This window comes from Bacillus sp. 22483 (assembly GCF_052044605.1).
GTDB classification, from domain to species: Bacteria; Bacillota; Bacilli; order Bacillales; family Bacillaceae; genus Bacillus; species Bacillus altitudinis.
On sequence record NZ_JBQENU010000002.1, the window covers coordinates 36,384 to 54,016 of the forward strand.

Consider the following 17,633-nt stretch of genomic DNA (forward strand, 5'->3'; position numbering starts at 1 on the left):
TCTGTCTAGATGTCTGATGCATGTTTATAGTGTAGCGACTTCACATTCATTTGTAAATTTACGTGCTTACTCTTCATCAAAGTCTTCACTATCACCATCATCTTCATCCCATTCATCTATGTACTTTGTCGTAATGAGCGTCAGCTCTCCTTCTTTTTCATCAAACCGGTATACATGTACTTCATCATCTTTCACAACAGCAATGTGATTATTTTTTAGCGCAACAGATGATGGCAAAAGACCATCAACACGGCTCCCATCATGCTCACCAGAATGGTTATGCCAACTTTCTTGTCTCGTTTCGATGTTCGAGATGGTGCATGATCCAAATAAGACAACGATTCCAATCAAAAGAAGGATCACTCTAATCCTTCTTAATTCAAGCTCTGCATTTTCCATATAAATCCCCTCACCCTTTTAAATGTCCAATAAGGATTTATACGCAACTTGGACAGAAAAGTTTCATGGCATGCAAAATAGCCCCTCTGCACTGACAAAAAACGTAGCGGGTTTCGGCCGGTTTATTCGCAGCTGCATGGGGCTATTGGTGAACACGGGTGTTTATTCTAATTCAAGATTTACATTTTTTTGAGGTGCAAATGTTGAAATCGCATGTTTATAAATAAGCTGCTGCTTCCCTTCTGTCTCAAGCAGCACCGTGAAATTGTCAAATCCCTTTACTTGACCGCGAAGCTGAAAGCCATTCAGTAAAAATACTGTGACAAATGTATTGTCTTTGCGGATCTGATTCAAAAATTGGTCCTGAATATTAATCGGTTTCATGTTTCGTCCTCCTTGATTCTGATAACTACAGTTTCGCTTTAAGTCCAAGCTTTCCTGCTATATATGCGAAAATTTCCTCTTTTTTGTCCGAAAAGTGGCAAGGTGGTGTCATATCAAACCAGGTGACATCCATTTTATTACGGAACCACGTAAACTGACGCTTCGCATATCTTCGGGAATTTTGTTTTAATTGCTGGATGGCTTCATCAAGTGAGCAGTTGCCTTGAAAATAGGCATACAACTCTTTATAACCAATCGCTTGAACAGACTGACAATCTTTCAAACCAGATTGATAAAGTGCGCTCACTTCTTCAATTAAGCCTTCATCTAACATCATATCAATTCTTTGATGAATGCGCTCGTACAAAAGCTCTCGGTCCATTTTCAGCCCAATGAAGGCAGTGTCATACAGAGGAACTTCTTGATGCCCGTTTTGCATATCAGACATTTTCTGACCTGTTGTATGGATGATTTCAAGGGCCCTGATCACGCGGCGGACGTTATTCGGATGAATCGCTTTTGCAGCGTCAGGATCGGCTTCTTTTAGCTTTTCATACAGCTTGATCGGTCCATGCTGCTGCTTAAACAGCGTCATCTCTTCTCTAAAAGCAGGATCACTTTTCTCATCAGTAAACGTGTAATCATATAAAACAGACTGAATATATAGCCCAGTTCCACCAACAATCATGGGCGTTTTTCCTCTCGCAGCAATCTCTTTGATTTTTAAGCGGACAAGCTGCTGAAATTCAGCTGTAGAAAACGATTCATCCGGTTGTTTAATATCGATTAAATGGTGCGGAACGCCATTCATTTCTTCAGGGGTGATTTTCGCTGTGCCAATATCCATCCCTTTATAGATCTGCATGGAATCCCCGCTGATAATTTCTCCATTAAATGCTTTCGCTATATCAATGCTCAGCTTTGTTTTTCCGACAGCCGTCGGACCTACTAATACAATCACTGGTTGTTTTTTCATAACATCACTCTCTTTTACAAACTGCCTACAGTATAGCATAACTTCTCTTTCTCTCCTATATACTCCTCGTCACCAGCCAAGTGGTTCATTCCCGACCACTTCATATGTCTTTCCTTTTAAACGGTGCTTATGCGTTGGCCTTTCTTCATCTGGACTGTAAACGACTCCCCCGTATGGAATCGGGACAGAATCGGTATAGGCAGAAAACGTGACTTCCTCAATTTCATGATAGTGCGTCCCGTCCACTCTTGGGATAGCAGGTCCAGTGACGCCATAATATCTATGAAAATGCCCTCTTTCAAATGACGTGATCCCCCGGTAATAATGAGTATGTCTGTCGGTACTGCTTCCATTCACAGGCTGAGAAATACCTTCTATTAAATGATAATGTTCTTCTGTTACATCCGTTCGCGCTTTATAAGCATGAGCATGAGGTGGACATTTAGCCCAATCAGACGGATACAGGCCCATTTTTTATATTCCTCCTTATTTTAGGCATTCACCCAAACACAAGTGGGCCACTCGAATACACTGATGTCAGTTACAGTGATTTTATGTGAAAGGAGTCTTTTTTTATGAATTATTTTGACGCACCGTTTGTTCAAGATGAGATGAGAAGACCTTTTGGATTTGGACGCCCTGGATTTGGTTTTGGAAGACCTGGGTTTGGTTTTGGGCGCCCTGGTTTTGGCTATGGGAGACCTGGATTTTTTGGACCGCCATTTTTAGGTGGTTTTGCTGGAGGGCTTCTAGCTGGGTCGCTTCTTGCTCCAGGATATGGCTATGGTTATCCTTATCCACCGCCATACCCGCCATATGGACCATACCCTTATTATTAATTATGACGATTTAGTGAAAACATCCTCTTATAAAATGAATCGATTGACACATTTGTTTTTCATAGGTTAACATTTACTTTACCGACCGTTCAGTAAAGTAGGTGTTTTTTTTATGTCTAAAACGAAAAAAGAACAAATTTTTGAGGCAGCAGCTCACACCATTCTAAAAGAAGGATTGAGTCAGCTCACCCTTCAGCAGGTGGCAGAACATGCAAATATGACCAAAGCCGGGCTACTGTATCATTTTTCGAGCAAGGAAGACCTGATCCAGCAAATGAATGAGCATGCGGTTGCCTCTTTTCGTCAGCAGCTTGACACGTATCAGGAAACATACAAAAACGAAAAGGCGCCTTATGTACGTGCCTATATATTGGCCACATTAAATGATCTTGATAGGCAAAACACCACACAGCTATGTACAAGTATGCTGGCAACCATGTCATTTGATGAAGCGTTATTAAATCCTTGGCGTCATTTTTATGCGGAATTTAAAGAAAAAGCAGCCGAGGAAATCAATGACCCTGCACTTAGCCAATTGATCCGTCTTGCCTGTGATGGCATATGGTTTTCAGAAATGTTTCAGCTTGAACCATTGAATCGAGAGGAAAAAACCCTTTTACTTCATCGGATTTTACACATTTTAGAGGAGGGATGATGATGATCCTCGGATATCTTTTTTTGGCTATCGCCATTTTTTCAGAAGCGATTGGGGCAGCGATGCTGAAACTATCAAATGGTTTCACACGCTTTAAACCTAGCGCTGTCGTTGTCGCTGGCTATACACTTGCTTTTTACATGCTGTCATTGACCCTTAATATCATTCCACTTAGCATGTCTTACGCCACATGGTCTGGGGTAGGTACCGTCCTCACGGCTTTTTTTGGCGTGCTCTTTTTCAAAGAAACCTTGAACCGTCAAGCACTTATTGGAATGGCAATGCTTGTTTCAGGGGTCGTACTATTAAATATGTCTTAAAGGATGTGAAGTGATATGAAAGGAATGCTTTATTTAACAGGAGCCATTTTGACAGAGGTTTTTGGCAGTACGATGCTGAAGCTTTCGCAAGGTTTTACACAGGTGCTGCCGAGTATGGGGGTCCTGATCGGATTTGGGTGCGCCTTTACCTTTCTCAGTTTGGCACTCAAAACAATTGAGCTGTCATCTGCATATGCCACTTGGTCTGGGGTCGGTACAGCACTTACTGCTCTTGTGGGCCTCGTACTATTTAACGAAACCATTCATATGAAAGGATTCATTGGTCTTGCACTTGTCATATGCGGCGTCATTGTCTTAAATCAATCCAAAAAACAAAAGGAAGAAAAGAAAGAACCATTCGATCAAACCGAATGGACGTCATAAAAAAAGTCATTTTCTCCATTAATCAAGAGAAAATGACTTTTTTGTCTTAATGACCCGCTTTGATGGTTTCTTCTAAAGAAATATGGACATTCCCTTGCACAGCTCTAGAGATCATACATGAGCTTTCAGCTTTATGTGCAAGCTTACGAGCTCGTTCTATGTCCTGTGCAGTAGCAGACTCTTTGAGAATGATGACAGGACGGTGAATGATTTTCTCATATGTAAACACACCGTTTGTCACATCGACAACTGCCTCAGAGCTCATCGATAGATCCTCTTTCTCTAATTGACTCCGCTCCATCATGGCTGCAAGTGTAATGATATAACATGTGGCCGCTGCACCTAGGAGCATCTCATCTGGATTTGTTCCAATACCCGGTCCATCCATTTCTTTTGGAATGGAAATCTCCGTCTTTAACTGTGCACATTCGATTGTCCCCACATCGTTACGCAGACCAGGCCAGCTTGCCTGAAGATGAAAATGATGACGCGCCATATCTGTCTCTCCTTTTGTTATCACTTTTTATAGTGTAACAAGAATTCACCTTGCTGTCTTAAGATGTGCACCATCCTTACGTATATTCTTCATCCAGCACCGTTCGAATCGCCCTGACATACCGGTAGAACGTCTCGTTTTTTGTACTCGATCGCTGCCGAAAATCGAAACTGTCAAATAACGCTTCCCGTTGACTTCTACTAATCTCAAGCTGTACACTTTGCCCTGTTTTTGTAAGATTATTAATATTATGATTGCTCGTTCCGCTTAGGGTTGCGTGTGCAACTGCAAGTTCAGCAGAAAAACCGTTGCGCTCTAATGAGTTCACAATTTTTTCAGCACGGTCATAGTCTGTTCCGCCAACAAGGGTGTGGTCAATTCCCGGCTCCCCTTTATATCCATGAACAGCTAATACATAATCATGTGCTTTTGCCTGTGCGACTCCGATTGGTTCATCGAAGTTTGTACTTGTAATATGAAGTTCTGATGCATTTTCTCTAAAACCTTCAAATAAGTACGTAGAAAAATCGTTATCAAAAAAATGGACAATCTCACTAACGCCGCCTTCGATTCTCCCGCCATGAGGCGACATCACTAGAAGACGGCTGCCGGGCACTGGATTGGATGTGATTTGATAATGATCTGTTGATTCATTCTCTTCCAGTTCTTTAAAATTTCGATACATATCATTTGAACCGCTTTCGTCTTCTCCACCTGATGACACTGGCTCATCATGTTCCTGTGCTTGCATGGTATAATAGACGCCCCATCCGATGACAAGCAGGAGAAGCAAAGCAAAAAACTTCTTCATTCCCGTTCTCCTTTAACAGATTTCTAAGCCGTTTCTATGATTAATATTGAATCATCATTTCTTTTCATTTTTTCCACATTTTCTCTTCAAATTTGATCATAACACTCTAGATCATGAGATTCCTCAAAAATAAGATAATTGCATTTATATACACAGAAACGCCTTTCCTGATTGAAAACAGAGTTAGAATAGTATGACAAACAAATGAAGTTATGTTTAAAATGACCTAGTCCTACCCAGTCTGTTTTCTTTAATTCGTCTTTTTTTTATGCTGATTTGGTTTTTTTCATCTGGAATGAATCACATTTGTATGAGCATTGACCCTGTCTAGAACCCCCTTTTTTCTGCAGAATCCTCTGTTTTACTGGTTCTCTAAGAAGAACTCTCCCACCTATCATCGGCAGTTTTGATATGATTTCCACCTTTTTCTATTATTTTACAAAATGTAAACGCTTTTTCTTTTTGGATGAAATGAGTCAGACGCCAATATGAACAAAAGAAGGGACAAGAATCCGAACGAAGATGCTGTCATGTTCATAACGTAAGAGTGTACGAGAATGGATAGCTAGAATGGAGGGCATCACATGTTTGGATTTTCCATGGTACAAATGGTCAGAACACATGCTAGTAAATTGGATCAGCCTTTAAGAGAGACCGTCCTTCACCTCTATAAGCCTTTTAAGTGGACGCCTTGTTTTCTTCATCGTTTTTTTGAAGGAAGGTTAAAGAAGAGCAAGAAGCTTCGGGTCATCATTGAATTTAAAGAAGATGCAGTCGAAGCAGGTATTCAAAGCACAAAGCAGCTAATGAAAAAAAGCAGAAAAACAAACATCAAAAAACATTTTTCACATATTAACTGCTGCGCAGCTGATCTTACCCCTGCTGCTTTAGAGGAACTCTTAGCAAATGGGGAGCATATTCGCAAAATATATTTAGACAGACAGGTACATGCACTGCTGGATGTGGCGACACAATCAAGTCATGCGGATGAAGTCGTTCGAAATGGCACAACCTTAACCGGTGAAGGCATTACGGTAGCGGTCGTTGACACAGGCATATACCCACATGAGGACTTAGATGGAAGAATTCGCGACTTTGTAGATTTAGTCAAACAAAAAACGAAACCTTACGATGATAACGGTCATGGAACGCATTGCGCTGGGGATGTGGCTGGAGACGGAGCTGCCTCAGACGGCTTATACAAAGGACCCGCTCCAAAAGCCAATATCATTGGGGTAAAAGTGTTAAATAAACAAGGCGCTGGATCACTTTCTACTATTATAGAAGGTGTTGAATGGTGCATACAGTTCAACGAAGACCATCCTGATGACCCAATTCACATTATCAGTATGTCGCTAGGCGGCGATGCGCAGCGTTATGATGACGAACAAGACGATCCGATGGTGCGCGCTGTCAATGCAGCTTGGGATCAAGGGATTGTTGTATGCGTTGCTGCTGGGAACTCCGGTCCTAACAGTCAAACAATCGCAAGCCCTGCCGTGAGTCAAAAAGTCATTACGGTCGGAGCCTATGATGATCGAAATACGCCAGAATCAAGTGACGATGTCGTGGCACCATTTTCGAGCAGAGGTCCAACGGTCTACGGTGAAACAAAGCCCGACCTCCTCGCACCAGGAGTCAATATCGTCTCTCTTAGATCACCAAGATCATTCCTAGATAAACTAGATAAATCAAGTAGAGTCGATGATGATTATACGACGTTATCTGGCACTTCGATGGCGACACCCATTTGTGCCGGTATCTGCGCACTATTATTAGAGCATTCACCAGATTTAACACCTGATGAAGTCAAAGCCTTATTAAAAGAAAATACAAGCAAGTGGTCTGGAGAGGACCCAATGATTTACGGAGCAGGTGCCATCGACGCAGAAAAAGCCATCCAAGAATAAATAAAAAAGCCCTTTACGTTTTTCGTAAAGGGTGTTGTTTTGTCTGTTTTTATGTGTGAAGTCTTTCTTCTACTTGAGCAGCTGACATGTTATGCTTCGTTCTCATACATCTCATCTCCTTTTTGAATGTGCGTACGCGCTTCGATCACAATTTCAAAAAAAGTGGAAGATTCCTTGTACATGTCGCGTTCCTTATAATAATTAGCCGCATCAAGTGCCAATTCCTCTAAATCAGCAAACATTTTTTTGTTTCGTAGTCCCAAAAGGGCTGATCTCAATTGTTCAGAGCTGTCTGTTTCTATATAGAGTGCCTGTAAAAATTGGAATTTCAATTGATAAATTTCATCTCCCAATATAGATGCCTGATTCATGCCTTCCTTTATAGCCTCACTCGCTCGCTCCATATCTTCGAGTTTAAAACAAGTAAGAGCCAGTGAAAACAATGATTTGATCATCGTTGCAGCTTGATCTTTTTGATAAAGTGAAATGGCTTGTTCAAAGAAGACCGTCGCTGTATGATAGGTTCCCATACTATAATGACAAGTTCCTAAGTTATTGAGGGCCATCGCCTTAAAATAAGATGTGCATTCTTTTCTTTCCATTGCTTCACACACTTTTAAAGCTTTTTCTAAATACGGGAGCGCTTTTTGATGCTGACTTACATCAATCCAATTACCTGCCATCACAAAATCGCATTGAATGCTTCTTTTTCCATAAAGCTGATGTTTCTTATAGATGTCTCTCGCTTTTTTCGCATAATGCATAGAAAAATAGGTTTGTTTCATATGATAGTATACTTCAGCAATTTTATAATAAAATTCCGCTTTTTCGATCTCATCTGTCACTAAGATCAGCTGATGTTCCGCATGCTTATAATAGGAAATGGCTTCGATATACCGGTGCTGGGTAAATGCATACATTCCATGGAAAAAATGAAAGTAATAGCCCAATAAACCCGTCATCTCATCTTCTGCCTCTTCAATATCTTTTGGAAAAGAAACCGCTTGAAGCGATTCATTCCCTGCATGGACTGGCGTTAAGTGCTGAAGCATCATTTGATGGCGAAAATCCATGAGAGAATAATAGAGTAATAAATCTTGATCTTCTTCCATCTCATGAATGTCTTCTTCAACAAGGCGCTTCATATCGTTTGCCTGATCAACTTCAAATTTGCAAATATGTGTGTACCATTGATTGATTTTTACACCTACTTCGGAAGATGGTATTTTGTGTGCCATCCACTTCAGCCCCATTCTATCATATCAAACTGATAACTATTATTTTACATAATTTATGATTTTAAGGCAAATTGTCATTTATTTCATATTTTATGTTGATTTTGCACATTTCTATCTTTTTTACCAAGTTTAAAGAGAGTACTTTTGCCCATCAAAACCTTTTTTCTACGAAGAAGGGTCGAATTCTCTAAGCACTTCTTTTAAACCACTGACATAGCGACTAAATGCTTTTTTCTTTCCTTTTCTTGTATCAAAGTTGTCAAAAAAGGCTTTTCTCTGCGCCGTACTAATTTCTAATTGGACACTTTCGCCACTTGCATTTTGATTATTAATGTTGTTTGGATCCGTTCCAGAGAGGCGCTCGCCTTTTTGCACGAGCTCTGCGGAGAAGCCCCTGTCTTTTAGTTCTCGCACAACCGCTTCTTGCATTTTTTCGTTTGTCCCGCCCACAAGTGTATGTCTTCTATCACTTTTATAGCCGTGGATAGATATAGAAAAGGGATATGTTTTAATCATTTGAACCAAAATCGGTTCATCGAATTTTGTACTAGTGATATGCAAATCACGATTGTTGTCTTGTTTTGTCCCTTCAAATAAATACGTAGAGTACTTCTTTTCAAATGCTTCTACAATTTCACTTGTTCCTGGCTCAATTTCACCGCCGTGAGGAGAAAAGACAAGTAAGTCACTTCCTCCTTTTTCATGAAACTCTATCTCATAGCCGTCTCTTTCATGCCGTATAAGCTGTTTAAAACTTTCATATTGATCCCCTTTTTTTCGCTCTTTCTTATACTTTTCTACTTCTTCATGATGTTGTTTTTGCTCTTTATTTTCTTGGATAGAATGGCTGCATTTCACCATTAAAAGAGCACACAGGATGAGAAAGATGAATCCACTTATGAGTAGTCTTTTCATTTCACCGCTCCTTTTCATTCTCTTCGATGTCATCTTATCGCATTATTTTACTATCAATCGCTAAAAGAATTCAAAGAATGTCCGGCTCCTTTTCATGAATCAGGAGAACTTACCTGTTTTTTTATGTTGCCCTAGGTATTTTCGGCTTCTTTAAAACGGTTCATGTGCAAGTAAAAACTAAATCCTATGACCTCATTTTAGTTTTAGTCAAAAACGCCTACAAAATTGGGAATTTTCATCTTTTTTCAAATAAAAAAGCTGTAAACAAAAGGAATATCTCCTTCTGTTTACAGCCAGTCTCTGTATATCCAGCATTAAACTCTTAATTCATTCTCTAATGCTGTCAGCACTTCATCTTGCGACATGCCTTGTGCAAGTGAAATTTCGCTCACTAACATGCCCCGTGCATCTTCAAGCATCTTCTTTTCACTAGAATTTAAGGCTTTTTTCTGATTACGTCTCATCAGATCTTTGACAACGTCTGCACCATCTTCAATCGAACCTGTTTTTAGCTTTTTCAGATTTTCATCATATCTTTGCTTCCAAGTAAGCGTGTCGTCGTTTGTTTCTTCTGCAAAATTGTTCATCACAACTTTCAGCGTAGCTTGATCAGCTACTGGACGTATACCTAGTTGATTGATTCTGCCTTTTGGGACCATCATCTGCATATTCGGCATTTGAATCAGAAAATATTCCTGCGTCTTACCTAAAATCTCTTTTTCTTCCATTCCTTCAATCACACCGGCTCCATGCATTGGATAAACAATTTTATCACCTATTTGAAACAAATCCGCCACCTCCGAAAGTATTCACAATATCATTATAACACATTTCAGCAGAGGATAAAAATTTATATTTTATCATGTTAATTTAGCACTAGTCAATTCTTTTTATTTGAGTTTTTAAAGAATTAGCCTTTTTTTACAAAAGGAGCGCCACCATCCAGTCCTCGTACACCTTTCTTGCATATACTAGCATTGAGTCACATTTAGGAGGGATGACAATGTGCAAATGCAAGAGCAAACATTCCCACTCAAAATGCTATAAAAAGCATGACGATCATCACCATATGGATCCATGTGAAAAAAAGAAGTTTTATCATAAAAAAGATGATTGGTTTGAGAGCGATTTTTGGGATACGTCAAGAAGCTACGATCCCCATTATTTTCCTAAAAGTGTCTGCAGCAGATGTAAAAAGCGTCGCAGAAAAAGACATAGCTTCTCATTTTAGTGTTTGACGCTGCACCTGCTTTTTGTTTTCCCGGCTGAAAAGCCGGTTTTTTTGTTACATGTCGTTCTTTTCTTTCATATGGATAGGCTCATGAAACAGGTGCAGCTCATAAGATATGGCAACCTGAAAAAAAGGATGAGATACAAAATGAATAATATGAATAACCAAACCAACCATTACCATCAAGGAAATCCCTATCACACGTTTGAAAATGTGTATACAGCCAATCATGAGCATATGATCGCACCAAACATGCATGACCATATGAATATGCCAAATCATTATCATACCGGTAAAAAAGATGCTTATAGCGGACACCACCCGCATCATCATTCAGCCTATTCCCCTTTTACGAAGCAGTATGAACCCTATTCAAATGTACAGATGAACGATCACCATCACTTCGGTCACTACGGCGGTTATGGTATGGCTCCCTACCATCCATACGGCTATCATGATATGCAAATGATGATGCCTGCAAATCATCATATGACAGGAAATGCTTACGGAATGAACCAACCAAATGCATTCCTACCCCGTTATTACTAAAAAACAAGCAAAATAAGGGTATAAAATACCATTTAATGACATATAGGAATATGGTAACCTTGTAGGTAAATAATGGATGTAATCATCTATTATTTACCTATAATCAACCAAGGGGGAAGGAAGAAATGAAGAAAACATGGACAATGATTATGATGGGGATGCTTACATTGGTCATGGCACTCTCAGTACCGCTAGCCGCATCAGCTGAAGGGGCTAAAACAGAGGAAAGCAAAGCTTCAACGAATGCAAGGCCAGCTGCCCTTTATGCAAAAATCACAGGAGCAAGTAAACAAGAATGGTCTTTTTCTGACATTGACCTGACTTACCGTCCAAATTCTGTTCTAAGTATTGGTGCAGTTGAATTTACTTTACCAGCAGGCTTTCAAGCCACAACAAAGGATATTATCAATGGAAAAGCTTTAAAAGACAGTTACATTTTGAACAATGGAAAAACTGTCCGCATTCCAGCTCGTTTCGATTTATTCGGAAGTTCCCAATATACATTACAACTTTCTCATAAAGTACTTCCTGCTGCAGGTACATATACGTTCCGCGCAGAAAATCGTGCGATCAGCATCGGTTCCACATTTTATGCAGAGGATACGATTGATATTAATAAACGGCCAGTTGTCGTCACACCGCCAAATCCTTGCGGATGCTAAACAAAAAAAGGCGCTCTTAGAGCGCTTTTTCTCATTTATCACAACTATCGCCGCTGTGTTTACTGCATTTTATATAATTGTTACACCATATCTCATGATGGTCTGTCATCATTTAGTTGGCAAAACCACATATGGCGTTTTTTATTATTATTTTTGCTCTTTTAGTTTTTTAAAAATCACAAATTGATATACGCCAAATAGTAAGGTTAGGATCATAATTGCGGTAAATAGTTGATCGACTGGAAGCAAAAAATATACGACAAAAAAAGATAAAAGCAAAACAAAGTAACCTATATTGAACGCTTTTTTAAATGTCATCATATTCCCTCCTTTTTACATTCATATCACGCTTCACTTAATCGTATAACCAAATAACAAAAACCCCTATCCATTTGAGGAAAGGGGTTATCCTTACAACATGACAGCGGATGTTTATCTTCACATCACAACAACACGAAACAGACTATCGGGTTAAAAAATTAATTAGTGGGCAAACCGATTCACCCACCAGCTAAAATCCTTCTACATCACCCGTTTAAACATTTTTTCCATTTCATATGTGGAATGATGAATTATAATCGGCCGACCATGCGGACATGTAAATGGGTCTTGTGTTTGCCGGAGTTCATCTAATAAGGCTTTGATTTCATCGTGGCGCAAATGACGATTTGCTTTAATCGAGCCTTTACAGCTCATCATGATCGCCGCTTCTTCTCTCAGTTTCTTGATATCCACACGCTTTTCATCAAGTACTTGCTGAATGATTTCTTCGATGAGTTCAGCCTCTTCTCCTTTAGGAAACCACTGCGGATGCGATCGAACGATATAGCTGCCTGATCCGAATGGCTCTAAGAAGACCCCTACTTTTGCTAAAATATCGATATGCTCTTCAATAATCAACATATCGTTTTTTGAGTAGTGAAAGGTTAATGGAACAAGCATTTCTTGCACTTCCTGTTCAACGTCTCCTACCTTTTCACGAAAGTACTCATACTTGATTCGCTCTTGGGCAGCGTGCTGATCGATGATATAAAGACCGCGTTCATTTTGAGCCAAAATATACGTTCCGTGCATTTGTCCAATCGGATACATCACAGGGACACGTTCACTCTCAGCCTGATGCTGGGCTGCACTGTCTTCCAGTATCACTTCGTCATGTTGTTCATGCGAAGCTGCAGATTCCTCTACATATACATGATCAAACGTTTCTTCAGACGATGCTGGTAAAGTCGCTTCCGTACTTTCCGGTTCACGCACCCCGTATGTGTCGTTCTGACTGGTCTCGTATACAGCCGATTCGAGCGAGTCCGGCTCATAGGAAACAGGTGTTTCCATTCGGCTATTCATTGTTTGTTTAGAATCAAAAGATAAGGACTGCTGCTCATTTTTCACTGCTGGCATTGGTGCTTTTTTTGGCACTGAAGCACTTGGAATAAGCTGCTGCTTTTGAAAGACGTCTTTAATCCCTTGTTTGATCAACTCATGAAGTTCCTGCTCTTTACTTAGTCTTACTTCAAGTTTAGAAGGATGTACGTTCACATCGACTAAAATTGGGTCCATCTTCATCTCAATAAATGTAATCGGATGGCGTCCGATTGGGAGCAGTGTATGGTATCCTTCATGAATGGCTTTCACCAGCGGGAAATGCTTGACATATCTACCGTTGACAACAGAAGACATATAATTACGTGATGCCCTTGTCACTTCTGGTAAGGAAATATAACCTTTCACTTCAAAATCAAGTGATTGTACATGTAGTGGCAGCATTTTTTTGGCCACTGCCGTTCCATAAATGGCCGCAAGCACATGCCGCACATCCCCGTTTCCATTTGTTTGAAGCAGCACTTTTCCTTGATGTCGCAAACGAATCGACACTTCTGGATGAGCAAGTGCAATTCGGTTCACAACATCAGAAATGTTGCCAAGCTCCGTATGAACAGTTTTCATGTATTTTAGACGGGCTGGTGTATTATAAAATAAATTGGTGACCACAATTTCCGTGCCGCGACGGCCAGAGGTTTTTTTCTCCGAAATGATCTTCCCGCCTTGGAGAGCTAAGTGTGTTCCAGCACCTTCACCGGTACTTGTCTTCATTTCTAAGTGAGAGACGGAGGCAATACTTGGCAGCGCCTCCCCCCTGAAACCGAGCGTCCTGACACGAAACAGATCATTTTCATCTTTGATTTTACTCGTCGCATGACGCTGAAAGGCGAGCTTACAATCTTCAGCATCGATTCCCACCCCATTATCAATAATTCTAATAGAAGAAAGTCCTGCTTCTTCTACATCGATTTCAATGACAGTACTACTAGCATCGATCGCATTTTCCACGAGCTCCTTCACGACCGAAGCCGGGCGTTCGACCACTTCACCAGCTGCAATTTTATTTGATAGGTCATCGGATAACTGAATAATCTTTGCCATTTCTTGCTCACCTCACCTTACATTATAATTTCTTTTGCAATTCATATAGCTTTGTCATCGCTTCAAGCGGTGTCATATCCATTAAATTAAATGACTTCAATTCTTCGATCACTGCTTGATCTTTGTTTTTCAGCACAGGTTTTGTTTGCGGCTTTTCTTCCACTTCAAAGAAAGAAAGCTGCTGCTTTTCCTCAGCCATTTCTTTTTTCGGGGCTTTAGAGACGCGCGGAATCACTTCATGTGATCCGCTCTCAAGCTCTGTTAAGATGGTCTGGGCTCGATCAATGATCGCATCAGGCAGTTCAGCAAGCTGCGCTACATGGATGCCGTAGCTTTTATCCGCTGCTCCTTCTTTGATTTGATGTAAGAAAACAACTGTCCCTTCATGTTCTTCAGCTCGTACGTGGACATTTTTCAGTTCGCTTAATTGGGATTCAAGTACCGTCAGCTCATGATAATGAGTGGAGAAAAGGGTTTTGGCACCAATATGATCATGCACAAATTCAATGATTGCCTGTGCAAGAGCCATTCCATCATAAGTGCTTGTCCCGCGTCCAATTTCATCAAATAAAATCAAGCTGTTCTTTGTCGCATGTACCATCGCATTTTTTGCTTCGAGCATCTCTACCATAAAAGTACTTTGGCCAGAAATCAAATCATCTGCCGCCCCAATACGTGTAAAGATTTGATCAAAAATCGGAAGGGTTGCCTTTGATGCTGGCACAAAACAGCCAATTTGCGCAAGAATCGAGATCAATGCCATTTGTCTCATATATGTGCTTTTCCCTGACATATTCGGACCAGTAATGAGCAAGGTTTGTCTCCCTTTGCCCATTTGGCAGTCATTCGGCACATACTCTTGATGATCCATCACTTTTTCAACAACAGGATGACGACCATCAATGACTTCCACTTCATCTGATGAAAATTCAGGGCGGACATAACGCCGCTTTTCACTCACAGTCGCAAAGCATTGCAGCGCATCAAGCTCACTCATTTGTTTTGCGAGCAACTGTAATCTAGGAATATAGGCTTTTACTTGTTCCCGAAGCGCAGAAAATAGTTCATATTCCAATTCACTAATATTTGATTCCGCCTCAAGAATAAGGGCTTCTTTTTCTTTCAATTCAGGTGTAATATACCGCTCTGCATTGGCAAGGGTTTGTTTTCTTTCGTAACGGCCTTCTTCTAATAAATGCGTATTTGCACGGGTCACTTCGATATAGTAGCCAAACACTTTATTAAAGCCGACTTTCAACGATCGAATGCCTGTATATTCTCTTTCTTGCTGTTCAAGACGAGCAATCCAGTCTTTCCCGTTTCGGCTCGCATCACGATATTCATCTAATTTTGCATTGTAGCCGTCTTTAATCAAATTGCCTTCTTTTAACGTCATCGGCGGATTCTCATAAAGAGCATCTTCTAATAAATCCAGTAAATCACCGCATGGGTCAATGTCATTTGCTCTAGATTTCGCCATATCCTCTGGGAGAGAATGGATAAGCTCTTTAATAGCCGGCACTTGCTTGAGAGATTCTTTCAATTGAATAAGATCACGGGCATTCACATTTCCAAATGCCACACGGCCTGCTAGACGTTCAAGATCATACACTTGCTTTAAACGTTCTCGCAGATCCTCTCGCTCAAAGAAATGTTCCATCAAAATTTGCACCATTTCCTGGCGTTCTTTGATTTGTGAAAGGCGGATGAGCGGACGATCAATCCATTGCTTCAGCAATCTTCCACCCATTGCCGTTTTTGTTTCATCTAAGAGCCATAATAAAGAACCCTTCTTGCTTTTTGAACGGATGGTTTCTGTTAATTCAAGGTTTCTTTTTGAGTAAAGATCAATTTTCATTGTTTGTTCAAGCTCAAATACTTGAACTTGCTGAAGATGATCAAGACTCCTTTTTTGCGTTCTTCTTAAGTATGCATAGAGTGTTAAAAATGCTATTTTCAGATGCTCGTCAAGATGAGAAACGAGTCGTTCAGCTTCATCTATTAATTCATCGCTATCTTCGTATGAGATGGTCGCTTGGCAGCGTTCCTTCAGGGTTTTCACCGTTTCTTCATCGAGCTGCTTTGATACCACAATCTCTTTTGCACCGACAGAATAAATTTCAGACACAACTTCATCTAACCGTTCAATGAAAACCGCCATGTTTTCACCTGTTGATAAATCGGAAAGCGCAAGACCGTAGCCATTTTGAAAGCTGGAAACAGACGCGATAAAGTTATTTTCGTTTTCATTCAGTCCTTTGCCGTCCATGACCGTACCTGGTGTAATCAGTTGAACGACCTCTCTTTTGACCACACCTTTTGCTGTTTTAGGGTCTTCCACCTGCTCACAAATGGCGACTTTATAGCCTTTTTCTATCAGTTGTTCTATGTATGCAGACGCAGAATGATATGGAACACCACACATTGGAATCGTCCCGCCATCCCTGCTTGTTAACGTAATTTCTAATTCTTGTGCTGCTTCTTTTGCATCATCAAAAAACATTTCATAAAAATCGCCTAAGCGAAAAAATAAAAAGGCATCTTGGTAATCTGCCTTGATCTTTAAATATTGCTGTATCATGGGCGTATAACTTGCCATATTTCTAATCCCTCACTATATTACTTTCGAATTCATACCATCTTTCATTATAGCATAAAAATTCACCTTTTTTCCCTAGATCAAAGCACAAAAAAACTAGGGGGATATGCGCCCTAGTCATCAATTACTCTTCTGGATCACCCGCGAGGAATTCTGGATGAATATCTTCTAATTCCTCATCCACTTCTTCTTCCCATTCGTGATCATCTTTTTCTTTCCAGCTTGAATTGACTTCTACAACAATTTTGGTTTCCCCTACTACTTCAGCAATGAATTCACGCTCTGCTTGAACGACAATTTTATTGCCATTTGGAGAAATGGTGACTTCTAAGCAATTGGGCTGCTGTAAGACTTTCGCAATCACTTCGTGCTCATCATCAAGAAAGTTTTTATCTTTATATCTCAGTTTGATGATATCTACATATTTTACACGTTCTGTGACCACTTCGGTTTTCGTGTTGTCTGCGTAAGAATACCACACGTTAATATCAAATGTACCTTCAATCTCAACTGTTTTACCGACTTTTTCAGCATCGTACTTATGATTAATGATCCAACCGCCTAGGATGCTGGTTGGTTTTTGCGATGGAGAAATGGTGTGTGTGCTTTGGGTAAATTTCCTCCCTTTTGCAACCACCGCTTTTGTAATAATTTCTCTGTATTCAGACATTCCGGCATGCCTCCTTGTTCTTGATCGTTTTATCTTATGCTGGGCATTCGTCTAGTGTGTCACGATTTTGAGTCTCATGTTCAATTAAATTCATTTCTGTTTCAGTGTATGCATGGTCGCCCATAAACTTGCCTTGAAAATTGGAAAAGTTGGAGAGTGGGAGATTGAGGT

Annotated in this window: 20 protein-coding genes; 7 read left to right on the forward strand and 13 right to left on the reverse strand. The window is 40.3% G+C overall.

The window, feature by feature from the left end:
• Positions 1-66 precede the first annotated feature (66 nt).
• From ACTJJQ_RS03165 to ACTJJQ_RS03180, 4 genes are all read right to left on the reverse strand, one after another.
• A complete protein-coding gene (locus tag ACTJJQ_RS03165) occupies positions 67-399 on the reverse strand; it encodes a YmzC family protein (protein ID WP_041092163.1) in 333 nt (110 codons plus the stop codon).
• Positions 400-561: 162 nt separating this feature from the next.
• Entirely contained in the window at positions 562-783 is a 222-nt protein-coding gene (gene hfq / locus ACTJJQ_RS03170; protein WP_003211269.1) for an RNA chaperone Hfq, read from the reverse strand.
• A gap of 25 nt (positions 784-808) precedes the next feature.
• Complete coding sequence (miaA, locus tag ACTJJQ_RS03175; protein ID WP_017359035.1) at positions 809-1,759, reverse strand: tRNA (adenosine(37)-N6)-dimethylallyltransferase MiaA; 951 nt, start codon at positions 1,757-1,759, stop codon at positions 809-811.
• Between the two features lie 69 nt (positions 1,760-1,828).
• Positions 1,829-2,230 (reverse strand): YmaF family protein, encoded by a 402-nt coding sequence (locus tag ACTJJQ_RS03180; protein ID WP_007499437.1) that lies wholly within the window; start codon positions 2,228-2,230, stop codon positions 1,829-1,831.
• A 104-nt stretch (positions 2,231-2,334) separates the two neighbouring features.
• Between ACTJJQ_RS03180 and ACTJJQ_RS03185 the strand changes: the two genes are divergently transcribed.
• The 4 genes from ACTJJQ_RS03185 to erbB all read left to right on the forward strand — a co-directional run bounded on the left by ACTJJQ_RS03185 (position 2,335) and on the right by erbB (position 3,957).
• The gene (locus ACTJJQ_RS03185; protein WP_017359036.1) at positions 2,335-2,598 is read left to right on the forward strand and encodes a hypothetical protein; all 264 of its coding nucleotides are present in this window, start codon (positions 2,335-2,337) and stop codon (positions 2,596-2,598) included.
• A gap of 112 nt (positions 2,599-2,710) precedes the next feature.
• Positions 2,711-3,253, forward strand: a complete 543-nt coding sequence (locus ACTJJQ_RS03190; RefSeq protein WP_008344015.1) for a TetR/AcrR family transcriptional regulator — start codon at positions 2,711-2,713, stop codon at positions 3,251-3,253.
• 2 nt (positions 3,254-3,255) lie between these two features.
• The gene (gene erbA / locus ACTJJQ_RS03195) at positions 3,256-3,573 is read left to right on the forward strand and encodes an SMR family multidrug efflux transporter EbrA (protein WP_017367286.1); all 318 of its coding nucleotides are present in this window, start codon (positions 3,256-3,258) and stop codon (positions 3,571-3,573) included.
• 15 nt (positions 3,574-3,588) lie between these two features.
• Positions 3,589-3,957, forward strand: coding sequence for an SMR family multidrug efflux transporter EbrB (gene erbB / locus ACTJJQ_RS03200; RefSeq protein WP_007499443.1), 369 nt, complete (start codon positions 3,589-3,591; stop codon positions 3,955-3,957).
• A 46-nt stretch (positions 3,958-4,003) separates the two neighbouring features.
• Here the strand turns inward: erbB and ACTJJQ_RS03205 are convergent, their stop codons facing one another.
• On the reverse strand, positions 4,004-4,453 hold the full coding sequence (locus ACTJJQ_RS03205; RefSeq protein ID WP_035700836.1) for an OsmC family protein: 450 nt from the start codon (positions 4,451-4,453) through the stop codon (positions 4,004-4,006).
• Positions 4,454-4,529: 76 nt separating this feature from the next.
• On the reverse strand, positions 4,530-5,264 hold the full coding sequence (locus ACTJJQ_RS03210; RefSeq protein ID WP_007499447.1) for a poly-gamma-glutamate hydrolase family protein: 735 nt from the start codon (positions 5,262-5,264) through the stop codon (positions 4,530-4,532).
• Positions 5,265-5,848: 584 nt separating this feature from the next.
• Here ACTJJQ_RS03210 and ACTJJQ_RS03215 point away from each other — a divergent pair.
• A complete protein-coding gene (locus ACTJJQ_RS03215; RefSeq protein WP_017367283.1) occupies positions 5,849-7,174 on the forward strand; it encodes a S8 family peptidase in 1,326 nt (441 codons plus the stop codon).
• 89 nt (positions 7,175-7,263) lie between these two features.
• On the opposite strand, the gene ACTJJQ_RS03220 is transcribed toward ACTJJQ_RS03215, so the two are convergent.
• The 3 genes from ACTJJQ_RS03220 to ACTJJQ_RS03230 form a co-directional block, all read right to left on the reverse strand.
• Entirely contained in the window at positions 7,264-8,412 is a 1,149-nt protein-coding gene (locus ACTJJQ_RS03220) for a Rap family tetratricopeptide repeat protein (RefSeq protein WP_008344020.1), read from the reverse strand.
• A gap of 165 nt (positions 8,413-8,577) precedes the next feature.
• Complete coding sequence (locus ACTJJQ_RS03225; protein ID WP_008344021.1) at positions 8,578-9,327, reverse strand: poly-gamma-glutamate hydrolase family protein; 750 nt, start codon at positions 9,325-9,327, stop codon at positions 8,578-8,580.
• A gap of 314 nt (positions 9,328-9,641) precedes the next feature.
• Positions 9,642-10,115 (reverse strand): CarD family transcriptional regulator, encoded by a 474-nt coding sequence (locus tag ACTJJQ_RS03230; protein WP_007499456.1) that lies wholly within the window; start codon positions 10,113-10,115, stop codon positions 9,642-9,644.
• A 590-nt stretch (positions 10,116-10,705) separates the two neighbouring features.
• Between ACTJJQ_RS03230 and ACTJJQ_RS03235 the strand changes: the two genes are divergently transcribed.
• Positions 10,706-11,107, forward strand: a complete 402-nt coding sequence (locus ACTJJQ_RS03235; RefSeq protein WP_186316899.1) for a hypothetical protein — start codon at positions 10,706-10,708, stop codon at positions 11,105-11,107.
• Positions 11,108-11,232: 125 nt separating this feature from the next.
• The gene (bslA, locus tag ACTJJQ_RS03240) at positions 11,233-11,769 is read left to right on the forward strand and encodes a biofilm surface layer hydrophobin BslA (RefSeq protein ID WP_024720390.1); all 537 of its coding nucleotides are present in this window, start codon (positions 11,233-11,235) and stop codon (positions 11,767-11,769) included.
• A gap of 147 nt (positions 11,770-11,916) precedes the next feature.
• On the opposite strand, the gene ACTJJQ_RS03245 is transcribed toward bslA, so the two are convergent.
• From ACTJJQ_RS03245 to cotE, 4 genes are all read right to left on the reverse strand, one after another.
• Positions 11,917-12,087, reverse strand: coding sequence for a hypothetical protein (locus ACTJJQ_RS03245; protein WP_167493203.1), 171 nt, complete (start codon positions 12,085-12,087; stop codon positions 11,917-11,919).
• A 204-nt stretch (positions 12,088-12,291) separates the two neighbouring features.
• Positions 12,292-14,193, reverse strand: a complete 1,902-nt coding sequence (gene mutL / locus ACTJJQ_RS03250; protein ID WP_217967188.1) for a DNA mismatch repair endonuclease MutL — start codon at positions 14,191-14,193, stop codon at positions 12,292-12,294.
• Positions 14,194-14,215: 22 nt separating this feature from the next.
• Positions 14,216-16,792 carry a DNA mismatch repair protein MutS gene (gene mutS, locus ACTJJQ_RS03255; protein ID WP_440599947.1) on the reverse strand — a complete coding sequence of 859 codons (2,577 nt, stop codon included), beginning with the start codon at positions 16,790-16,792 and terminating at the stop codon, positions 14,216-14,218.
• A 124-nt stretch (positions 16,793-16,916) separates the two neighbouring features.
• The gene (gene cotE / locus ACTJJQ_RS03260) at positions 16,917-17,462 is read right to left on the reverse strand and encodes an outer spore coat protein CotE (RefSeq protein ID WP_007499466.1); all 546 of its coding nucleotides are present in this window, start codon (positions 17,460-17,462) and stop codon (positions 16,917-16,919) included.
• Positions 17,463-17,633 lie beyond the last annotated feature (171 nt).

Bases quoted from the DNA above. Each gene is read 5' to 3' on its own strand.
- ACTJJQ_RS03205 (WP_035700836.1), bottom strand. From the start codon at position 4,453: ATGGCGCGTCATCATTTTCATCTTCAGGCAAGCTGGCCTGGTCTGCGT.
- ACTJJQ_RS03185 (WP_017359036.1), top strand. From the start codon at position 2,335: ATGAATTATTTTGACGCACCGTTTGTTCAAGATGAGATGAGAAGACCT.
- mutL (WP_217967188.1), bottom strand. From the start codon at position 14,193: ATGGCAAAGATTATTCAGTTATCCGATGACCTATCAAATAAAATTGCA.
- erbA (WP_017367286.1), top strand. From the start codon at position 3,256: ATGATCCTCGGATATCTTTTTTTGGCTATCGCCATTTTTTCAGAAGCG.
- ACTJJQ_RS03245 (WP_167493203.1), bottom strand. From the start codon at position 12,087: ATGACATTTAAAAAAGCGTTCAATATAGGTTACTTTGTTTTGCTTTTA.
- ACTJJQ_RS03180 (WP_007499437.1), bottom strand. From the start codon at position 2,230: ATGGGCCTGTATCCGTCTGATTGGGCTAAATGTCCACCTCATGCTCAT.
- bslA (WP_024720390.1), top strand. From the start codon at position 11,233: ATGAAGAAAACATGGACAATGATTATGATGGGGATGCTTACATTGGTC.
- miaA (WP_017359035.1), bottom strand. From the start codon at position 1,759: ATGAAAAAACAACCAGTGATTGTATTAGTAGGTCCGACGGCTGTCGGA.
- ACTJJQ_RS03210 (WP_007499447.1), bottom strand. From the start codon at position 5,264: ATGAAGAAGTTTTTTGCTTTGCTTCTCCTGCTTGTCATCGGATGGGGC.
- cotE (WP_007499466.1), bottom strand. From the start codon at position 17,462: ATGTCTGAATACAGAGAAATTATTACAAAAGCGGTGGTTGCAAAAGGG.
- ACTJJQ_RS03215 (WP_017367283.1), top strand. From the start codon at position 5,849: ATGTTTGGATTTTCCATGGTACAAATGGTCAGAACACATGCTAGTAAA.
- ACTJJQ_RS03225 (WP_008344021.1), bottom strand. From the start codon at position 9,327: ATGAAAAGACTACTCATAAGTGGATTCATCTTTCTCATCCTGTGTGCT.
- ACTJJQ_RS03190 (WP_008344015.1), top strand. From the start codon at position 2,711: ATGTCTAAAACGAAAAAAGAACAAATTTTTGAGGCAGCAGCTCACACC.
- ACTJJQ_RS03165 (WP_041092163.1), bottom strand. From the start codon at position 399: ATGGAAAATGCAGAGCTTGAATTAAGAAGGATTAGAGTGATCCTTCTT.
- erbB (WP_007499443.1), top strand. From the start codon at position 3,589: ATGAAAGGAATGCTTTATTTAACAGGAGCCATTTTGACAGAGGTTTTT.
- ACTJJQ_RS03235 (WP_186316899.1), top strand. From the start codon at position 10,706: ATGAATAATATGAATAACCAAACCAACCATTACCATCAAGGAAATCCC.
- mutS (WP_440599947.1), bottom strand. From the start codon at position 16,792: ATGGCAAGTTATACGCCCATGATACAGCAATATTTAAAGATCAAGGCA.
- hfq (WP_003211269.1), bottom strand. From the start codon at position 783: ATGAAACCGATTAATATTCAGGACCAATTTTTGAATCAGATCCGCAAA.
- ACTJJQ_RS03220 (WP_008344020.1), bottom strand. From the start codon at position 8,412: ATGGCACACAAAATACCATCTTCCGAAGTAGGTGTAAAAATCAATCAA.